The organism is Catenulispora sp. GAS73, assembly GCF_041262085.1.
Lineage (GTDB): Bacteria > Actinomycetota > Actinomycetes > Streptomycetales > Catenulisporaceae > Catenulispora.
Genome location: NZ_JBGCCM010000035.1, coordinates 15,980 through 33,941 on the forward strand (window position 1 = coordinate 15,980; position 17,962 = coordinate 33,941).

Genomic DNA, 17,962 nt, shown 5'->3' on the forward strand with positions numbered 1-17,962 from the left:
CGCACGAGCCACCGAGGACCCCGCCGTCGCCGCGGCGCTACCCGCGCGGGCGGTCGAGCTCGACGTTCTCAAGCACGCCGAGCGCGTCCGGGACCAGGATCGCGGCCGAGTAGTAGGCGCTGACGAGGTAGGAGATGATCGCCTTGTCGTCGATGCCCATGAAGCGGACGTTCAGGCTCGGCTCGAACTCGTCCGGCAGGCCGGTCTGGTGCAGGCCGACCACGCCCTGCTCGTCCTGGCCGGTGCGCATGGCCAGGATCGAGGTGGTGTGGCCGTCGGTGATCGGGATCTTGGAGCACGGGTAGATCGGGACGTCGCGCCAGGCGAACACGCGGTTGCCGTCGACGTTGCCGGAGGTCGGGTACACGCCGCGCTTGGTGCACTCGCGGCCGAAGGCGGCGATGGCCTTGGGGTGCGCCAGGAAGAACTTCGTGGAGCGCCGCATCGACAGCAGCTCGTCCATGTCGTCCGGGGTCGGCGGGCCGCTGTGGGTGTGGATCCGTTGCTCGTGCGCGGCGTTGTGCAGCAGGCCGAACTCCGGGTTGTTCAGCAGCTCGCTCTCCTGCCGCTCCTTCAGCGCCTCGACGGTCAGCCGCAGCTGCTGCTCGGTCTGGTTCATCGGGTCGTTGTAGAGATCTGCGACACGGGAGTGGATGCGCAGCACCGTCTGCGCCACCGAGAGCTGGTACTCGCGCGGCTGCAGTTCGTAGTCCACGAACGTGCCCGGCAGATCGGCCTCGCCCTCGTGGCCGGCGGCCAGCGAGATCTCCGCCTCGCCCTTCTTGTTCGTCGGCTTGGCCCGGCGCGCCACGTGCGAGGCGAGCTGCGTGCGCAGCGCCTCCGAGCGGTCCAGCAGCTCCTGGAACGCGCTCAGCGGCAGCGCGAGCAGCACGCCGGAGGTGGTGGCGCGGGCCCCGTAGCCCCACGGCACCGAATCCACGACGCCGCCGGCCACGGCCTCGTCGCCCAGGTGGTCGCCGCCCGCGAACGACCCGACGACCGTGGTCTCGCCGTACTTGCCGGTGCCGACCTTGGCCACCTTGCCGTGCCCGACCACCAGGATCTCGGTCACCGGCTGCCCGGCCTCGGCCAGCTGCTCGCCGGCGGCGAACCGGCGCTGCGCGAACCGGCCGGCCAGTTCGGCCAGCAGCGCGTCGTCGTCCAGGCCGCGCAGGATCGGCAGCTCGGTCAGCGTCGGGGGCAGGACCCTGATGTCCTCGCCGGTCTGGTCGAAGGCGACCCGGCCGCGCCCCACCGCGTGCGACAGCCGGCGGTTCACTCGGTAGGTGCCGCCGGAGACCTGCACCCAGGGCAGCTTGCGGAGCAGCCACCGCGAGGTGATGCCCTGCATCTGCGGAACGGTCTTGGTGGTCGTCGCCAGGTTCCGGGCGGCGGCCGTGCTGAGGCTGTGCTGGCTGTCCGGGACGATGTCCTGCAGGACGTGGTCCTGGGGCGTGGAATCCGTGGTCGGCATGCCTCCACGTAACCAATGTCCGTCTCGCCCGGGCAATATGCGCTTTGTTACTTCGTTACATCGAGTGATAAGCACCTGCCGGCATTGACGCGGCGCCCCAGTGGGTCACGGGCCTTATGAGAGCCCTGATCCGCCGGGACGCCACGCGGGCGCAGGGGGAACCTGCTAGGAAATGGCGAAGTCGTCCGCGTAGACGTCGCCCTGGCTGTACCAGCCGTGGACGAACACCGTCACCTTCCCGGTGGAGTCGGTCGTGAACGGCACCGACAGCTGTGTCCACCCCGACGCCGAGGTCCACGCGCTGCCGCTGGCCCCGCCGCTGACGCCGACGAAGGCGTAGTTGCCCTGCACCCACGCGGTGAGCTTGTATGCGTGGTTCGGCGTCAACCCGCTCACCGCCTGGTCGCACTCGCCGGTCGCACTCGCGGTCGGCGAGACCTTCGCGGCGTGCGACCCGGAGTGTACCGGGCTGCCGACGACCGCGTCAGTGCTCTGACACGTCCAGGGGCTGAACGAGCCGGATTCGAAGCCGCCGTTGACCACCGCGCCGCCCCCGCCGCCCGGACCGGTCACCGTCAGCGTGAACGTGGCGCTGTGGCTTCCTGAGGCCGCAGTGCCGGTGACGGTGATCTGGTACGTGCCGGCCGGGGTGGTCGAGGCCGTGGCCACGGTCAGCGCAGACGTGCCGCCGGCCGTCACCGAGGTCGGGCTCAGGCTCGCGGTGGCCCCCGAGGGCGCCCCGCTCGCCGTCAGCGCGATGCTCTGCGCGGTGCCGTTGGTGACCGCCGTGGACACCGTCGCCTTGGCGGTCCCGCCCTGAGCCAGCGAGGCCGACGTCGGCGAGACGCCCACGGAGAAGTCGTTCGTCGGCGGCGGAGTGCTGCCGCTGGTGAACGGCTCGAAGGTGTTGCTGAAGTACCACGTGCTCTGCGCGATGCCCGAGCAGCTGTCCGAGCCGCCGGTCCCGACGCAGCCGCCGTTGTCACGCTGCAGCGCCCAGAACGAGATCTCGGCGATGCCCTTGGAGTTGGCCCAGCTCAGCACCGGCGCCGCGTCCGAGGTCTGGAACGTCTCGGCCGCGCCGTAGTCGTCGATGCCGGGCATCTCGGTGACGCCGACCATGCCCCACAGTTGCGAGGCGGACTTGCCGGGGTAGAGCGAGGCGAGCTGACCTTCAAGGCCGGCGGCGGCGGTCTTGGTGTCGTTCGCCATCTCGTGCGTCGCGCCGTCGTAGTAGTCGAACGTCATGATGTTGACGACGTCGACGCGGGCGTTGTTGGAGACCGCGTTCTGCAGTACCGCCAGCCCCGAGCTGGCCAGACCGCTCGTGGTCGTCGGCAGCGTGTAGCTGAACTGGACGGTGCGACCTACTCCCGCGGCCCAGTCCTCGACCATCTTGATGGCCTTGTTGCGGCGGTCGATGCCCGCGGTGTTGGTCAGCGAGTTGTCCTCGGTGTCCAGGTCGAGCCGGGTGACGTTGTACGTCGTGATGACGTTCTCGTACGCCGCGGCGATCGAGCTCACATTGGTGCAGCTGTCCGCGATCTCGGTGCCGCCGTGGTCGGCGGCGTACCCGCCGAACGACGGGATGACGTCGCCGCCGGTGGACCGGATCGTGGCGATGGAGGACCCGTAGGTCGACGACGAGATCGGGGTCGAGGTGTCGCCGTCCCAGTCGACCGTGCACGAACCCGCGCTGGCGGTCTGGACGAACGCCATCGTCAGGTACTTGGCGCCGGACTGCTGGCTCAGTGTCGCCGGATCGTCGCCGTTGTAGGCCTCGAAGTAGGGCGCGAAGACGTGCGCCGGGATGGGGGTGCCGGTCGACGCGGCCGGTACCGCCGTGGCGGCATGGCCCGCGGCGCTCGACGCCAGGAGGGCGCCGGCGCTCGCGGCCAGCGTCGCCGCGGCGGTCGCGAGCACGCGGATATGACGGCCTGTCCGTTTCATGTTGCTCCCAGATGGCAGGGCGTTGAGCAGGACTGGATCTGTACCGAACCAAAAGCTCGAAAGAGGCGGCCGCCCTGGAGGACATCATTGGACTAGACCAGAGGTCTGTCAAGGTTCCTAACAATTCGACTTGCCACAACCTGCGACGCGGCGTTTTCCAGGGCCTCGCAGGTGCGTGAAATGCGCGGAAAGCAACAATCAGAACCCTGAGTCGGGTATGTGGTTGTTCGCCACGAACCTCACGGCGAGCGCAGCGCGTCCACCGCGATGCGGGCGGCGGTGCCGATCACGGCATCGGCGGCGGGCAGGACCGAGGCGGTGGAAGCGGCGCGGGTGAAGACCGCGACGGCGTAACGGCCGCCGTCGGGGTATTCGATGACGCCGGCTTCATGGCGCAGTGTCGGCAGCGTGGCGGTTTTGCCGCTGACCCGGACGTCGTCGAACGGGAAGCCGGAGGCCATACGGTGCGTCCAGGCCTGGAGGCCGAGCAGCGCGCGCAGCTCCTCGGCCGTCTCGCCGGAGCAGACCTCGTCACGCCACACGGCAGCGAACAGTTCGGCCATCTGGCGGGCCGTCGAGCGGTTGGTCAGCGCCGGATTCAGGACACTGATATCGGCGAAGGCGGCGGGATCGGTCAGGTTCGGTTGGGCCCGCAGCGCGTCCCTGATGGCCGCCATGTCGTGCACCGCGACCGTGTCGGTCAGGCCGAGCTCGGCCATCGTGCGGTTGACGGCGTCGAAGCCGACCGCACGCCACAGAATGTCGGCGGCGGCGTTGTCGCTGACGGCGACCACGAGGGTCGCGAGGTCGCGCAGGGACATGCGCACGGCGTCGCGCATCACGGCGAGGCCCGCCAAGCCCGGCGTGCGCTCGCCGGCCGGGATGTCGATCTGGCGCGTACGGTCGAGGCGGCCGGCGGCGGCTTCTCGGTACAGGGTCACGAGCAGGCACACCTTGTGGAGACTGCTGGTCGGCGTCAGCTGCGTGGCGGCCACGGAGACCGAGGCGCCGGAGTCGATGTCCAGCGCGTGTAATTGGCCGGCGACGCCGGCGTCGGCGAAGGCGGCGTTGATGCGCGTCACGGCGCGGCGAGTAGTGGCGCTGGAGGGCGAGACGGCTTCACTCACAACGCGAACTCCGTTTCCGGTCGGGTGGCGCGTGGACGCTCGGCGGGTGCCGCGTACATGCCGGCGTGGACGCGCAGCGCGAGGTCGGCGGCCTCGGCGAAGACGCGCACGGCCGGACCGTCGTGCCCGGCGCGCCAGACCGTGGACGTGCGCCAGGACAGCGGCCGGCCGGTCGGCGGACGCCAGGTGGTGCCGGGTTCCGGCGGCGGCTCGGGGATCAGCGCGACCAGGTCGGCTCCCGACAGGATGAGCGCGCGGGTGAATTCGAGCCCTTCGACCGTGCGGATCGCTGTCGGCGTGAAACCGTGGCGCGCGCACGCGGTCAGCGTCTCGTCGTGCAACGCCGGGCTGTTCGCGCGCGGCGGCATGGCAAGACCGCGTCCGGTCAGGGCTCTGAGATCTACCTCCGGCTGGGTCGCCAGCGGATCGTCCCCGCGCAGCAACACGCCCAACGGTTGATGCAACATCGGCCCGAACGACAGTCCCGCGGCCAGACACGGATGCCGCACGATCCCCGCGTCCAGCGTGCCCGCCGCCAACTCCGCGGTCTGCTCGGCCGTGGTGAGCTCGCGCAGATCGAGCTCGCTGCCGGGACTGCGCTCCTGGAACGCCGTCAGCAGCGCCGCTACCGCCGCGCCGCCGAGGTGCGCCGGCACTGCTGCGCGCAGCGTCCCGACCTCGCCGTCCTGTAACCGTTCCACCACCGAACGCAGGCGGTCGGCGGCGTCGAGGACGGCCTCGCTCTGCGCCAGCACCAGCTGCCCGGCCGGGGTCAGCACGGCGCCGCCGCGTCCCCGGTCGAACAGCCGCACCCCGAACTCCCGCTCCAGCCGCTGGATCCGTTGCGACAGCGACGGCTGGGCCAGCCGCAGCCGAGTGGCGGCCCGGCCGAAGTGCTGTTCCTCAGCGACCACGCGGAAGTACCGGAGGTGCGCCAAGAGGTCCATGACATTGGATCATAGCCACTTCGCTATGGATGCGTTTCCCATACGACTCTTGGACAGGATCACGAGGCGCGCGCTTTCCTTGCGAGCTATGGCAGGCATGCAACGGCGGGGACGCCGCACTTCAAGGACCGTCACCGCGGCGGTCGTCACGGCCGCGGTGGTGGCGACCGCGTCCGTGGCGCTCTGGCTGCGGTCCGACCACAGCGGCACAGGAACTTCGCCGACGGCGCAGACCGGGCCGGGTAGCGGCACAGCGTCCTCGGGGGCGGCTGGGGCGGCAGGGGCGGCTGGGTCCGGCGACGCGCCCTCGACACCGGACGCGGTGGCGAAGGGCTTCCTGGCGGCGTGGGCGTCGGGCGACTACCCGAAGGCCGGTTCCCTCACCGACAACGCGACCGCCGCCGGTCCGCGTCTGCAAGCGGTCATGAAGTCGCTGAACCCCAAGTCCACTCAGCTCACCCTCGGATCACAGATCCCTGCGACCGGTGGCACTCCGGATCCGGCGACCCACTACAACTTCAGCGTTGTGGACACCTTCGACGGCGGCTTGCAGTGGACCTACACCTCGATCCTCGCGGTGGTCCCGGCGAGTGGGAGCGCGAGTACTCCGCTGGTCCACTGGTCCTCGGCCGTCATCCATCCGCAGCTCGGCGGCGCGGCGAATCTCACCGCGACCCCGCCGGCGGCGACGGTCGTCGACGACACCGGTCTGCCGTTGCAGGCGTCGGCGCATCCCAGCCTGGGGACCGTGCTCTCGCGGCTGGCGACCGCCAAGCCGTCCGGCGCTCCGGCTCCGACCGCGCTCCAGATCAACTTCGTCGACGCCAACACCGGCGCGACGCTCGGCGGGACCGAGCCGGTCACCATCGGCGCGCCGAGCGGCGGCGCCGCGCTGCAGATCAAGTCGACACTCGACGACCGCGTCCAGACCTCCGCCGAGCACGCGCTGGCCGCGTACCCGGAGTCCGGCATGGTGGTCATCAAGCCGAGCACCGGCGGCGTCCTGGCGATGGCTAGCAACTCGCAGAGCACGGCGGGCTTGGCCTATCACGCGCTGCGGGCACCGGGTTCCACGTTCAAAGTGATCACGACCGCGGCGCTGCTCCAGGCCGGACTCAAGCCGTCGGATTCGGCGCCGTGCCCGGCGATCTCGACCGTGGGGTCGCAGCACTACCACAACGACGAGGGCCTGAAGAACGGCTACCCGAACGCCACCCTGACCGACGCCTTCGAGCAGTCCTGCAACACCTCCTACGTCGGTCTGCGCGACCGGCTGTCAGGCCTCGGGGCGCTGGAGAACGAGGCGAAGACGCAGTTCGGCCTGAACCAGCCGTGGGACATGGGGCTCGGCTCGGCGACGTACTGCACCGCGGGCAGCGAGCAGGTTCCCGCGGCCGACGGCCAGGAGCGCTTCGCCGCCGAGACCTTCGGCCAGGGCGACATCACGATGTGCCCGCTCACGATGGCCTCGGTGGCCGCGACGGTCGCGAACGGCACGTTCAAGCAGCCGATCCTGCTGCCGGGGCAGAGCCAGGTCCCGGCGACGCCGCTGCCCGCCGGGGTCGACAACGATCTCAAGACTCTGATGCGCGGGGTGATCACGGAGGGCACGGCCACCTCGCTGCGCGGCATCAGCCCGACGCTCGGCGCCAAGACCGGCACGGCCGAGCGGCAGAACGGGGATCTGGACAGCTGGATGATCGCGATGGACCCGCAGCACGACATCGCCGTCGCCTGCGTGGTGCTCAACGGCGGATTCGGCAACGACAAGGCCGGTCCGGCGATCAAGGCGATGCTGAACGGGATCGGGATCGGGTGACCCGAGCCGGGCACCGGATCCGAGAAGCGCGGTAACGGACAACAGAAGTACGGCGCCTTTTGGACGGCGGGCCGACCACGGCCCGTCACTTCCGTCCAGAAGGAGTCTGATGCGCAACCTCCGCATCGCCGCCCTGGCCGCGGCAGCGCTCGCCGCGATCGCCGCCGCGCCGGTCACCACCGCCGCGGCGTCGGCGTCCTCCGCACAGTCCGCTTCATCGGCAGAGCCGGCAGCATCGGCGGCGCACGCGAAGCCGCTTCATGCGAGCTCTGAGAAGGGCACCGCACGCAAGGCCGGTGGCGGCGGCCAGCTGTCCCTCCAGACCAACGGTACGCAGGGTGTGGTGTCGCCGAATCCGCAGGTGTATCTGGTGTTCTGGGGTAGTCAGTGGTCCAGTGACCCAGCTGGTGTCGCCACCGACATGCAGGCCATGTTCAAGGGGCTGTACGGCTCGTCCGACACGTGGGGCACGATCCTCACGCAGTACTGCGAGAACGCCGCCGCCGGTACCGTCACCTGCCCCGCCGGCGCCACGTTCGTGGCCCACCCGGCGTCCTCGCCGCTGGCCGGCGTGTGGTTCGACAACGCTTCCGCGCAGCCGAACCGTTCGTCCAAGTCGCAGCTGGCCGCCGAGGCCGGCAAGGCAGCCGCCCACTTCGGGAACACGACTCAGACCCCGAACCTGAACGCGCAGTACGTGATCGTGTCGCCGACCGGGACGCACCCCGACGGCTTCGGTCCGCACAGCAGCTTCTGTGCCTGGCACGACAAGACCACGTCGAGCTACGGGACGCTGGCCTACACCAACCTGCCGTACATCCCCGACCTCGGCGCGGGCGCCTGCACGACCTTGACTGACGGTCGCGTGCTCTCCGGCATCGAGTCGACCGAGACCCACGAGTACGCCGAGACCGTCACCGACTTCTGGCCGACCGCCGGGTGGTACAACTCCGGCGGCGGGGAGATCGGCGACGAGTGCGTGAACCTGGACGCCTACGAGACCTTGTCCACCGGCACGTTCGACGTGCAGGGCCTGTGGTCCAACAGGGCGAACGCCTGCGTCACGTCCGGCTGACGCGGCGCGTTAGTACGGACGCTGTCATAGGGCGGTTATCCGCCCTATGGCGGTACGGCCCTCACGAAGAGTGAAACGCCTGGTAGCACCGTAGTTCGTGGGGTGCGCGAGTTGCGAGGATCAAGGTGTCAGAACACCGCGCCACCGCATCCGAAGGAACGTCTCATGCGCACTTCTCGTCTCGTCGCCGCTTCTCTGGCCGGGGTCGTCGCTTGTGGTCTCGTCGTCTCGACCACGCTTCCGGCGTCGGCCGTGGCGTCCTCCAAGCCCGCCGAGGGGGAGACGCTCAAGCTGCCCGCGCCGATTGGCCGTTACGCCACCGGCGAATCGACCTTCCGCCTGGTCGACAACAGCCGGTCGGATCCGTGGACGCCGAACCAGCCCTTCCGCGAGCTGATGATCAGCGTCTTCTACCCGGCCGTGCACACCGGCGGCAAGCCCTCCACCAACCAGTTCCCGGCTGCGGCGTCCGCTCTGATCGGCGCCAGCTTGGACAGTGGCAACAACCTGCCTGCCGGTCTGGTGAACTGGGCCGCGACTAAGACGCACTCGGTGCAGGACGCCGCTATGGCGCCGGGGCGCTTCCCGGTCGTCCTGTACTCGCCCGGTGCCGGAGACCCGAGGGACTCGAATGTCACGCTGGTGGAGAACCTGGCGTCGCAGGGCTATGTGGTGGTCACCATCGACCACACCGGGGAAGCGCCGGCCACGGAGTTCCCGGACAGCCATGTGGTCGGCAACGCGCCGTTGCTGGCGGCCTTCGCTCAGGTCGGGGACGACCAGGCGGCGGCCACGGTCCTGCTCACCAAGGTGATGGACATCCGCCTGGCTGACACCCAGCTCGTTTTGAACCGGCTGTCGAGCCTGCCGCACCGGCTGACCGCCGGGATGAACCTGAACGACATCGGGATGTTCGGGCACTCCGCCGGCGGGTTCGAGGCGGCGGAGACGATGTACCACGACCCGCGGGTATTGGCCGGCGTCAATCTGGACGGCACCTTGGAGTTCACCGAGAACCCCGACGGCACCCACCTGAGCCAGGTCGCGCTGCACGGGCTGAAGCAGCCGCTGCTGCTGATGGGCAGCACCGGCCGCTACCCCAGCAGCATCCACGTCGAGCCGTCGTGGGCGTCGTTCTGGCAGCACCAGAAGGGGTGGAAGGCCGACGTCACCCTGAACGACTCGCAGCACCAGTCGTTCACCGACGCCGAGCCGCTGCTGGCGCAGTTGGCGGGCAAGGTTCCGGACTCGACGCTGACCTACGACAACGGGACGGTCGACGCGAGGCGTGCGGTGGCGGCCGATCGGGCGCTGGTGGACTCGTTCTTCGACCGGTTCCTGAAGGGCCACGACAACCACCTGCTGGACGGCCGTGGCGCGTCGCAGTACCCGATCACGTTCGTGAAGTAGGACTCGTCCGCCTCTGCGGCGGGTGTCCCTCCGGTCGCTCAGCCGCGGTACGGAGGATGCCCGCCCCAGTTCCACTTGGGCATCGGGGCGTCGTACTCCTTCACGCCGGACTGCGAGTTGATGACGGCCAACCGGGTGCCCCATTCGATGTAGCCGGTGAAGGCGGCGCGGAACTCGGGGTCGTCGGGGAGGCCGACCTCGTCGGCGGCGTCCATCAGGAGACTGACCCAGCGGCGGCGCTGCTTCTCCTGGATGCCGCGGCCGAGGTGCTGGCGGATCATGTGGCGGTAGCCGCCGTGGGAGTCGGTGTAGGTGCTGGGGCCGCCGAAGACCTCGCCGAGCCAGACCGCGACGTGTCGCGGGTGCTCCGGGTTCATGCCCGCGAACAGCGGGTGGAGCAGGTCGTCCTTCAGGACCTCGCGGTAGAAGGCCTCTGTCAGGCGGAGCAGGGCCTCTTCGCCGCCGAGCCATTCGTAGAGGCTCGGGACGGCGCCGCCGTCGCCTCGGACGGCGGTGTTCTTGTAGTGGCGCCGGTCGGTGATGTCGGCTTCGTAGGCCTTGAGGTGGTCCTCGTCCGGGGTCGGCGACTTCTTCGTCGAGTTCCAGGTGGTGCGGAAGACGTACTGGTCGGGTTCGTCGACGCCGCGGGTCAGTTCGTAGCCGACGCACTCCGGGTCGGCGGCGAGTGCGGCGGCCGCGTCGGCGTAGGCCGCCTCGAAGTCGGCTGCGCGCTCGGCGGGGATGCGATAGCGGATGTACTCGACGGTCATGCCGCCAGCCTTTCATGGCGCCTTCTTATCCGGGCCGATCCGCCGCTGTAACATACGTGGCGGTGCTGTGCCTGTGACGCCCCGCCTGTCGTCTCGTCCACTACCTCGCCGACCCGGGACCGCCGATGACTTCCGAGCACAGCTTCCGCCCCACGGCCGAGGACGCGCGGCTGGTGAAGCTGGCGCTGCCGGCGCTGGGGAACCTCGTCGCCGAGCCGCTGTTCCTGCTGGCGGACTCGGCGATCGTGGGCCATCTGGGGACGCCGCAACTGGCCGGGCTGGCGGCGGCGAGCGCTTTGCTGGCGACCCTGACGTACCTCTGCGTGTTCCTCGCCTATGGGACGACGGCCGCCGTCGGGCGGCGGATCGGCGCGGGGGATCTGCCGGGGGCGGTGCGGCAGGGCGTGGACGGGATGTGGCTCGGGGTGATCCTCGGCGTGGTGCTGGGGCTCGCCGGGATCGTGTTCGCGGCGCCGCTGGTGCGGGTGTTCGGGGCGTCGCATGAGGCGGTGCCTTATGGGGTGACCTATCTGCGGATCGCCTCTATAGGGCAGCCGGCGATGCTGCTGGTGCTTGCTTCTACAGGCGTTCTGCGAGGTCTGCAGGACATTCGCACGACACTTGTAGTGGCGGCGACCGGCGCCGGGATGAACGTGGTGCTGAACCTGCTGCTGGTCTATCCGGCGGGGATGGGGATCGCCGGTTCGGCTACCGGCACGGTTCTCACGCAGTACGGGATGGCTGTCGCCTATGCGGCGGTCGTCTATAAGGCGGCGCGCAAGTATGGAGCGCCATTGCGTCCGGACCGCGAGGGGATTAAGCAGGCCGCGACGGCGTCCGTCCCGCTGCTGATCCGCACGATACTGCTGCGGATCGCGCTGCTGGCCGGGACCATCCTCGCCGCGCGTTACGGGACCGAGGCGCTGGCGGCGCAACAGGTCGCGTGGTCGCTGTGGGGGTTCCTCAGCTTGGTGCTGGACGCGCTGGCCATCGCCGGGCAGGCGTGGATCTCGCAGCTGCTCGGGGCCTCGGACGTGCCGGGCGCACGGCGCGCGACACGCCGCACGATCGAGTGGGGCGTGGTGGTCGGCGTCGTGCTGGCGCTGGTGGTGCTGGCGACGCGGCAGGGCTTCATCCCGCTGTTCACCGAGGACCACGCGGTCCGCAACCTGCTGGCGGACGTGCTGCTGCTGGAGGCACTGTTCCTGCCGATCGCCGCACCGGTGTTCGTACTGGACGGCATCCTCATCGGCGCCGGCGACGGCCGGTTCCTGGCCTGGGCCGGCATCGCGACGACCAGCGCCTACCTGGCCGCCGCGCTCGGTTCGTACCACCTGCGGCAGGGCCTGATCGGGCTGTGGTGGGCGCTCGGGGTGTTCATGCTGGCGCGGCTGATCGCCCTCGGCGCGCGGATCCGGACCGACGGCTGGATCGTGACTGGCGCGGACCGCGGCGCCAGCGGCGAGGGTACGGAGGCTGCGACGGCCGCCGCCGAGGTGGCAGCGGTGACGCAGACGCCGTGAGGCGGGGGCTGTGTCGCGCTACTTCGCCCCCGGCACCTGAACCGCCTTGGCCAGCCAGGGCAGCTCCTGCACGAACGCCGCCTGCGCGAAGGTCCACGAGTGCTTCCCGGAGCCGGTCCAGATCTGGTTCGGGACGTGGTCCTTGTTGAGCGCGGCGGAGAGTTGCTGGGCGTGCTTGGGTTGCGCGGACTCCTGGTCGCCGACGGCGAACATGCCGGAGAAGGTCTTGGGCCACTTCTTGTGCTTGGCCAGGATGGTCAGGGGGTCGTCGGCGGCGTACTCGGCCGCGTCGCCGCCGTACAGGGCGGCGATGGTGGAGTTCTTGTCGCCCTTGTTGGGGCCCAGGTCGCCGCTGATGTCGAGGAAGTGGCCGAAGACCGTGGGGTGCGTGAGCGCGAGGTCGACGGCGCAGGTGCCGCCCATGGACCAGCCGGCGACGGCCCACTTGGCCGGGATCGTCGCGGTGCCGAAGGTCTTCTCGACGTAGGGCGGGATGTCCTTCACCAGGTGGTCCATGGCTCGGCCGGCGGGGCCGTTCACGCACTCGGTGTCGACTTTGAAGCCGCCGGAGGCGTCGACGAAGACCAGGACCGGGGCGAAGCCGTGGTGCGCGGCGGCGTAGGCGTCGGCGGTCTTGACGGCGTTGCCGGCGCGGATCCAGTTGTCCGGGACCGCGAACTCGCCGCCGATCATCTCCACGACCGGGAGCTTGGGGCGGTGGGTGGAGCGGAACCAGGCCGGCGGGAGGTAGACGTACTCGCTGCGGTGCTGGAAGCCGCTGGCGGTGTCCGGGATGTCGACCTCGACGATGCGGCCGGTCCTGGTGTTGCCGTGGATGCCGCCCAGCTGCGCCAGGGTGACCTGCTGCGGCAGCGCCTGGTTGGTGAGCTCGCCGTACATGTCCGCCAGCGTCGGGTAGTAGCCCAGGCTGATGTCCAGCGCGTCGGCGGCGGTGAGCACGGCCAGCACCATCGCCAGCGGCGCCGCCGTCCGCTGCCACCACCGGGAGCCGCGCCAGCACACGATCGCCAGGCCCAGGGCCAGGGCGAAGACCGCGAGCCAGCACCAGAGCCCGAGCGGCAGCGGATCGGAGATCCCGCCGACCGTCCGGACCAGCACCGCGCACAGCACGCCGAACAGAACAGATCCCCCGAGCACGATCGGCAGGCGCTTGAGCAGGAACTTCCGGTCCCGCAGCCGTCTGCGTCCGATCGCGACGACGACCAGCGCCACGGTGAGCACCCGGAGGGTCCACGGCAGCCAGCCGTCCAGCAACGACACGTCCACGGGCTCGATCTTCTCGGGGGTCCTGTCAGTTCTGGGTAAGGGTCGCCTATCCACCCGCCGCAGGCCACCGGCCCCCGGCGCTGGCACAATGACCGCATGGCGGTCACGGACGAGGCGATCGAGAAGATCAAAGAGATGATCATCAAGGGCCGGCTGCGGCCCGGCGACCGCCTGCCCAAGGAGGCGGACCTGGCCGCGGAGCTGGGGCTTTCGCGCAGCTCGCTGCGGGAGGCGGTGCGGGCCCTGTCGCTGATCCACGTGCTGGACGTCCGGCAGGGCGACGGTACTTACGTCACCAGCCTGGAGCCGGCGCGGCTGCTGGAGGCGATGAGCTTCGTGGTGGACTTCCACCGCGACGACACCGTTCTCGAATTCCTTGAGGTACGCCGCATCCTGGAGCCGGCCGCCACCGCGATGGCCGCGCAGCGCATCACCGACGAGGAGGTGGCCGACCTGCGCGCGCACCTGGCGCTGATCGGCAACGCCCCGACGGTTGAGGACCTGGTGCGCAACGACCTGGAGTTCCACAGCCGGATCGCGGCCTGCTCGCGGAACGTGGTGCTGGGCTCGCTGCTGGACAGCCTGTCGGGGCCGACCACGCGCGCGCGGGTCTGGCGCGGGCTGACGCAGGAGGGGGCGCTGACCCGGACGCTGATGGAGCACACGGCGATCCTCGACGCGCTGGCCGAGCGGGACTCCGAGGGAGCCCGGGCGTGGGCGACGATCCACATCGTGAGCATCGAGCAGTGGCTGCGGAACACGTTGAGCGAGAAGCGGTCGGCGCAGGGGTAGCAGGCCGGGTGCCAGAAAGCCGAAAGCAGAAAGCAGATAGCAAAGAGCGGCCGGGCGCTGGTTCTGCCAGAACCAGCGCCCTACCGCTCTCCACATCATTCTTGCGCGGCGCCCGAGGTGTAGCGCGAGACGACCAGCGCCACCAGGATCACCAGGCCGTCGAAGAACTCGATGTCGTTCGGCGACACGTGCCCGAACGTCAGCACGTTCTCGATCAGCCGCAGCGTCAGCACGCCGGTGAGCGCTCCGAACAGCGAGCCGCGCCCGCCGTTCATGCTCACGCCGCCGATCACCGTCGCGGCGAACACCTGGAAGATCTTCCCGGTGCCGGCGCTCGCCGAGGCGGAGCCCAGGCGGCCGGTGTAGAGCATGCCGGCGAAGGCGGCGAGCATCGAGCCGATGATCAGGACGATCCAGACCGTGCGCTCCACGCGGATGCCGGCGGCCTTGGCGGCGCCCGGGTTGCCGCCGATCGCGTACACCGCGCGGCCGTGGCGGTACCAGCCGAGGGCGATGATGCCGACGGCGAACAGGATTCCGCAGATCCAGACCGACGCCGGCTGTCCGAGCCAGACGGTGTGCCCGAGGTAGGCGAACGACGGCGGCAGCGTGAAGATGGTCTGGCCGCCGTCGATGACGATCACCAGGCCGTGCAGCATCGTCAGCATTCCGAGGGTGACGACGAAGCCGTTCAGGTTCATCTTCAGGATCAGGAAGCCGTTCACGGCCCCGACCGCCGCCCCTACCAGCAGGCACACCGGGATCGCCATCCACTCGGCGCCGAAGCCCAGGCCGTTGAAGCGGTTCCCGGACGTCGGCAGCACCAGCCACAGCGCGATCACCGGGGCCAGCGTCACCGTCGACTCCAGCGACAGGTCCATGCGGCCGCTGATCAGGATCAGCGCCTCGGCCAGGACCAGCACGCTGAGCTCGGTGGACTGCTGGAGCATCGCCAGGAAGTTGTCCGAGGTCAGGAAGTCCGGCGATTCGATGAAGCCGATCAGGATCAGCAGCGCCATCGCCGGCAGCAGCGAGAACTCGCGGAGCCAGCGGGTGCTCGGGCGGCCGAACCGCCCGGTCCGCCCGGCCGGGATGGTCTCGGCCGCGTCGGTCATCGTCGTGGCCTCACTCATGGCCGGGCCTTTCGTTCGCGATGGTCTGGTCTTCGGCAGGCGCGGCCGGCGTGGGGCCGCTGAGTCCTTCCACGTCGCTGAGTCCTTCCACAGCGGCGATGAGTTCGGCGTCGCTCCAACCGCTCGGGAACTCCCCGACGACCTCACCCCTGAACATCACCACCACCCGGTGGGCGATCCGCAGGTCGTCGAGCTCGTCGGAGACCAGCAGCGCGCCGCAGCCCTCGTCGGCGGCCTGGCGCACCGTGCCGAGCAGCGACTCCTTCGACTTCACGTCCACCCCGGCGGTCGGCCGGATCAGCACCAGCGCCTTCGGCGAGTTCGCCAGCGCGCGGCCCATCACCACCTTCTGCTGGTTGCCGCCGGACAGCGCGCCGACCGGCTGGTCCGGCCCCTCGGCCTTGACGTCCAGCCGGGTCATCAGGGCACTGCCGGCCCGGCGCAGCGAGTCGCCGGTGAAGAAGCCGTGGCGGCCCAGCCGGTCCATCGCGGTGAGCGTGATGTTCTCGGCGATCGGCCGCATCGGGACCACGCCCTGCGCGTGCCGGTCTTCGGGGACGAAGCCGAGCCCGGCGTGCAGCGCGTCCGGCACGCTCCCGGTCCGCACGCTTTTCCCGGCGACCGCGACGGCCCCGGCGCTCGGCCGGTGCAGCCCGGCGACCGTCTCGCCGAGCGCGACCACGCCCGAGCCGCCGGCGCCGGCCAGGCCGACGATCTCGCCCCGGCCCACCGAGACCGAGAAGGCGGAGTAGGCGCCGGGCAGAGTCAGGTCCCTGATCTCCAGCGCCGGAACGGTGTCGGCCGGCGGGGAGTAGGTGTCGACCGCGTACTGGGCCCGTTCCGAGCGGTCCTCGCCGGTCATGGCCTCGATCAGGGCGTCCTTGTCCAGCCCCGCGACCGGCGCGGTGAGGATGTGCCGGGCGTCGCGGTAGACGGTGACCGTCTGGCAGACCTCGTACACCTCGGCCAGGTGGTGCGAGATGAACAGGAATGCCACGCCGGATTCCTGCAGCCGCCGCAGCCGATCGAAGAGCCCTGCGATCTTCGCGCCGTCCAGCTGCGCGGTGGGCTCGTCCAGGATGATGAACTTCGCCCCGAACGACAGCGCGCGGGCGATCTCCAGCACCTGCCGCTGGTCCACGGCCAGGGTCGCGGCGGCCGCGGCCGGGTCCACGTCGATCTCGTACTCGGCCAGCAGATCCGCCGCGCGGGAGCGCAGCGCCTTCCAGCTGATCCGGCGCAGCCCGTCGGCCTGCCGGTTCAGGAACAGGTTCTCGGCCACCGACAGCGTCGGGATGATCGTCGACTTCTGATAGACACACGCGACCCGCGCCTGCCAGGCCGCGCGATCGGACACGGACGGCGCCGGCTCGCCGTCGAACAGGATGCGCCCCGCCTCCGGCCGGGCCAGCCCGGTCAGCAGCGACACCAGCGTGGACTTCCCGGCGCCGTTGCGCCCGACCAGCGCGTGCGCCTCGCCGGGGGCGACGTCGATGCCGACGTCGATCAGGGCGCGGGTGGCGCCGAAGCTTTTGGACACGGCGATCGCCGTGGCGACGGGGCGGCCGGTGGTCCCGGCCGCCCTTTGGTCTTGCGTCGTCATCGGGCCGTCACTTGCCGACCTGGTTGCCCCACAGCGTGGGGTCGTCCACGTTCGCCGAAGTCACCAGCGGCGCGGGCAGCTGGTCCTCCAGCCCGTTGGGCAGTGAGATGATCGTCGAGTTGTGGTCCGTCGGGCCGGGGGAGAAGGTCTTGCCATCGGCTGCGGCCTGGGCGTAGAAGAGCCCGTACTTGGCGTACAGGTCGGCCGGCTGGGAGACGGTGGCGTCGATCTGGCCGGCCTTGATGGCCTGGAACTCCGCCGGGATGCCGTCGTTGGAGATGATGAAGATGTGCTTGGGGTCGGTCGGCGGCACCAGCAGGTTCTTCTGCTTGAGCAGGGACAGCGTCGGCGCCAGGAACACGCCGCCGGCCTGCATGTAGATGCCGTTGACGGTGCCCGCGTTCAGCGCGTCCTGGAGTTTGGAAGCCGCGACGTCGCCGGCCCAGTTCGTCGGCTCGGCCTCGATCTTGATGTTCGGGTAGTTCTGCTTCATGCAGTCGCCGAAGGCCTGCGAACGGTCGCGGCCGTTGATCGAGGTGAGGTCGCCCTCGAACTCCACGATCCGCCCGGTGCCCTTGAGCTTGTCGCCGAGGAACTGGCAGGCCTTGGTGCCGTACGCCTTGTTGTCCGCGCGCACGACCATGTAGACCTGCCCCTTGTCGGGGCGGGTGTCCACGCTGACCACCGGGATGTGCTTGCTCGCCAGGTCCTCCAGGGTGCTGGCGATGGCGCCGGTGTCCTGCGGGGCCATCAGGATGACCTTCGCGCCCTGGCCGGTGAGCGTGGTGACGTTGGAGACCAGGACGTCGGTCTGGTTGTTGGAGTTCGTGGCCGGGAGCGCGTTGATCTTGCCGGAGCTGACATCGCCGTTGACGTACTTCGCGTAGCTGTTCCAGAAGTCGGAGTCCGACCTGGGGAAGTCGATGCCTATCTTCTTGCCGCCGCCGGAGGCGGACTTGGAGCCGCCGCGCCCGCAGGCGGCGGCGCTCAGTCCGAGCGCCGCGACGGCCGTGAGGGCCAGAACTGTTCTCGACGTACGGTGCTGCCTCATG

The 17,962-nt window shown here is 70.1% G+C and carries 14 protein-coding genes; 5 read left to right on the forward strand and 9 right to left on the reverse strand.

What is annotated here, in order from left to right; genetic code table 11:
• Window positions 1-37 precede the first annotated feature (37 nt).
• The 4 genes from ABH935_RS39065 to ABH935_RS39080 all read right to left on the reverse strand — a co-directional run bounded on the left by ABH935_RS39065 (window position 38) and on the right by ABH935_RS39080 (window position 5,498).
• Window positions 38-1,474, reverse strand: coding sequence for a family 2B encapsulin nanocompartment shell protein (locus ABH935_RS39065; RefSeq protein WP_370383021.1), 1,437 nt, complete (start codon window positions 1,472-1,474; stop codon window positions 38-40).
• A 165-nt stretch (window positions 1,475-1,639) separates the two neighbouring features.
• Window positions 1,640-3,424, reverse strand: coding sequence for a glycosyl hydrolase family 18 protein (locus ABH935_RS39070; protein ID WP_370383022.1), 1,785 nt, complete (start codon window positions 3,422-3,424; stop codon window positions 1,640-1,642).
• Window positions 3,425-3,663: 239 nt separating this feature from the next.
• Window positions 3,664-4,551: a serine hydrolase gene (locus ABH935_RS39075; protein ID WP_370383023.1), complete on the reverse strand. Its 888-nt coding sequence runs from the start codon at window positions 4,549-4,551 to the stop codon at window positions 3,664-3,666.
• The gene (locus ABH935_RS39080; RefSeq protein WP_370383024.1) at window positions 4,548-5,498 is read right to left on the reverse strand and encodes a LysR substrate-binding domain-containing protein; all 951 of its coding nucleotides are present in this window, start codon (window positions 5,496-5,498) and stop codon (window positions 4,548-4,550) included. The genes ABH935_RS39075 and ABH935_RS39080 overlap by 4 nt, the downstream gene beginning before the upstream one ends.
• An 88-nt stretch (window positions 5,499-5,586) precedes the next feature.
• On the opposite strand from ABH935_RS39080, the gene ABH935_RS39085 reads away from it, so the two are divergent.
• The 3 genes from ABH935_RS39085 to ABH935_RS39095 all read left to right on the forward strand — a co-directional run bounded on the left by ABH935_RS39085 (window position 5,587) and on the right by ABH935_RS39095 (window position 9,802).
• On the forward strand, window positions 5,587-7,317 hold the full coding sequence (locus tag ABH935_RS39085; protein WP_370383025.1) for a penicillin-binding transpeptidase domain-containing protein: 1,731 nt from the start codon (window positions 5,587-5,589) through the stop codon (window positions 7,315-7,317).
• A gap of 109 nt (window positions 7,318-7,426) precedes the next feature.
• Complete coding sequence (locus ABH935_RS39090; protein ID WP_370383026.1) at window positions 7,427-8,392, forward strand: hypothetical protein; 966 nt, start codon at window positions 7,427-7,429, stop codon at window positions 8,390-8,392.
• Between the two features lie 165 nt (window positions 8,393-8,557).
• Complete coding sequence (locus tag ABH935_RS39095) at window positions 8,558-9,802, forward strand: alpha/beta hydrolase family protein (RefSeq protein WP_370383027.1); 1,245 nt, start codon at window positions 8,558-8,560, stop codon at window positions 9,800-9,802.
• A gap of 38 nt (window positions 9,803-9,840) precedes the next feature.
• On the opposite strand, the gene ABH935_RS39100 is transcribed toward ABH935_RS39095, so the two are convergent.
• On the reverse strand, window positions 9,841-10,572 hold the full coding sequence (locus ABH935_RS39100; RefSeq protein WP_370383028.1) for a group II truncated hemoglobin: 732 nt from the start codon (window positions 10,570-10,572) through the stop codon (window positions 9,841-9,843).
• A 125-nt stretch (window positions 10,573-10,697) separates the two neighbouring features.
• Here ABH935_RS39100 and ABH935_RS39105 point away from each other — a divergent pair, with 125 nt between their 5' ends.
• Window positions 10,698-12,095: an MATE family efflux transporter gene (locus ABH935_RS39105; protein ID WP_370383029.1), complete on the forward strand. Its 1,398-nt coding sequence runs from the start codon at window positions 10,698-10,700 to the stop codon at window positions 12,093-12,095.
• A gap of 18 nt (window positions 12,096-12,113) precedes the next feature.
• On the opposite strand, the gene ABH935_RS39110 is transcribed toward ABH935_RS39105, so the two are convergent.
• Window positions 12,114-13,382: an alpha/beta hydrolase gene (locus ABH935_RS39110; RefSeq protein WP_370383030.1), complete on the reverse strand. Its 1,269-nt coding sequence runs from the start codon at window positions 13,380-13,382 to the stop codon at window positions 12,114-12,116.
• Window positions 13,383-13,478: 96 nt separating this feature from the next.
• On the opposite strand from ABH935_RS39110, the gene ABH935_RS39115 reads away from it, so the two are divergent.
• Complete coding sequence (locus ABH935_RS39115; protein WP_370355550.1) at window positions 13,479-14,174, forward strand: FadR/GntR family transcriptional regulator; 696 nt, start codon at window positions 13,479-13,481, stop codon at window positions 14,172-14,174.
• 95 nt (window positions 14,175-14,269) lie between these two features.
• Here the strand turns inward: ABH935_RS39115 and ABH935_RS39120 are convergent, their stop codons facing one another.
• The 3 genes from ABH935_RS39120 to ABH935_RS39130 are packed head-to-tail and all read right to left on the reverse strand — an operon-like array spanning window position 14,270 to window position 17,961.
• Window positions 14,270-15,307 carry an ABC transporter permease gene (locus ABH935_RS39120; protein WP_370383031.1) on the reverse strand — a complete coding sequence of 346 codons (1,038 nt, stop codon included), beginning with the start codon at window positions 15,305-15,307 and terminating at the stop codon, window positions 14,270-14,272.
• Complete coding sequence (locus ABH935_RS39125; protein ID WP_370383032.1) at window positions 15,300-16,910, reverse strand: sugar ABC transporter ATP-binding protein; 1,611 nt, start codon at window positions 16,908-16,910, stop codon at window positions 15,300-15,302. The genes ABH935_RS39120 and ABH935_RS39125 overlap by 8 nt, the downstream gene beginning before the upstream one ends.
• Window positions 16,911-16,917: 7 nt before the next feature.
• Window positions 16,918-17,961: a sugar ABC transporter substrate-binding protein gene (locus ABH935_RS39130; RefSeq protein WP_370383033.1), complete on the reverse strand. Its 1,044-nt coding sequence runs from the start codon at window positions 17,959-17,961 to the stop codon at window positions 16,918-16,920.
• Between the last annotated feature and the right edge of the window lies 1 nt (window position 17,962).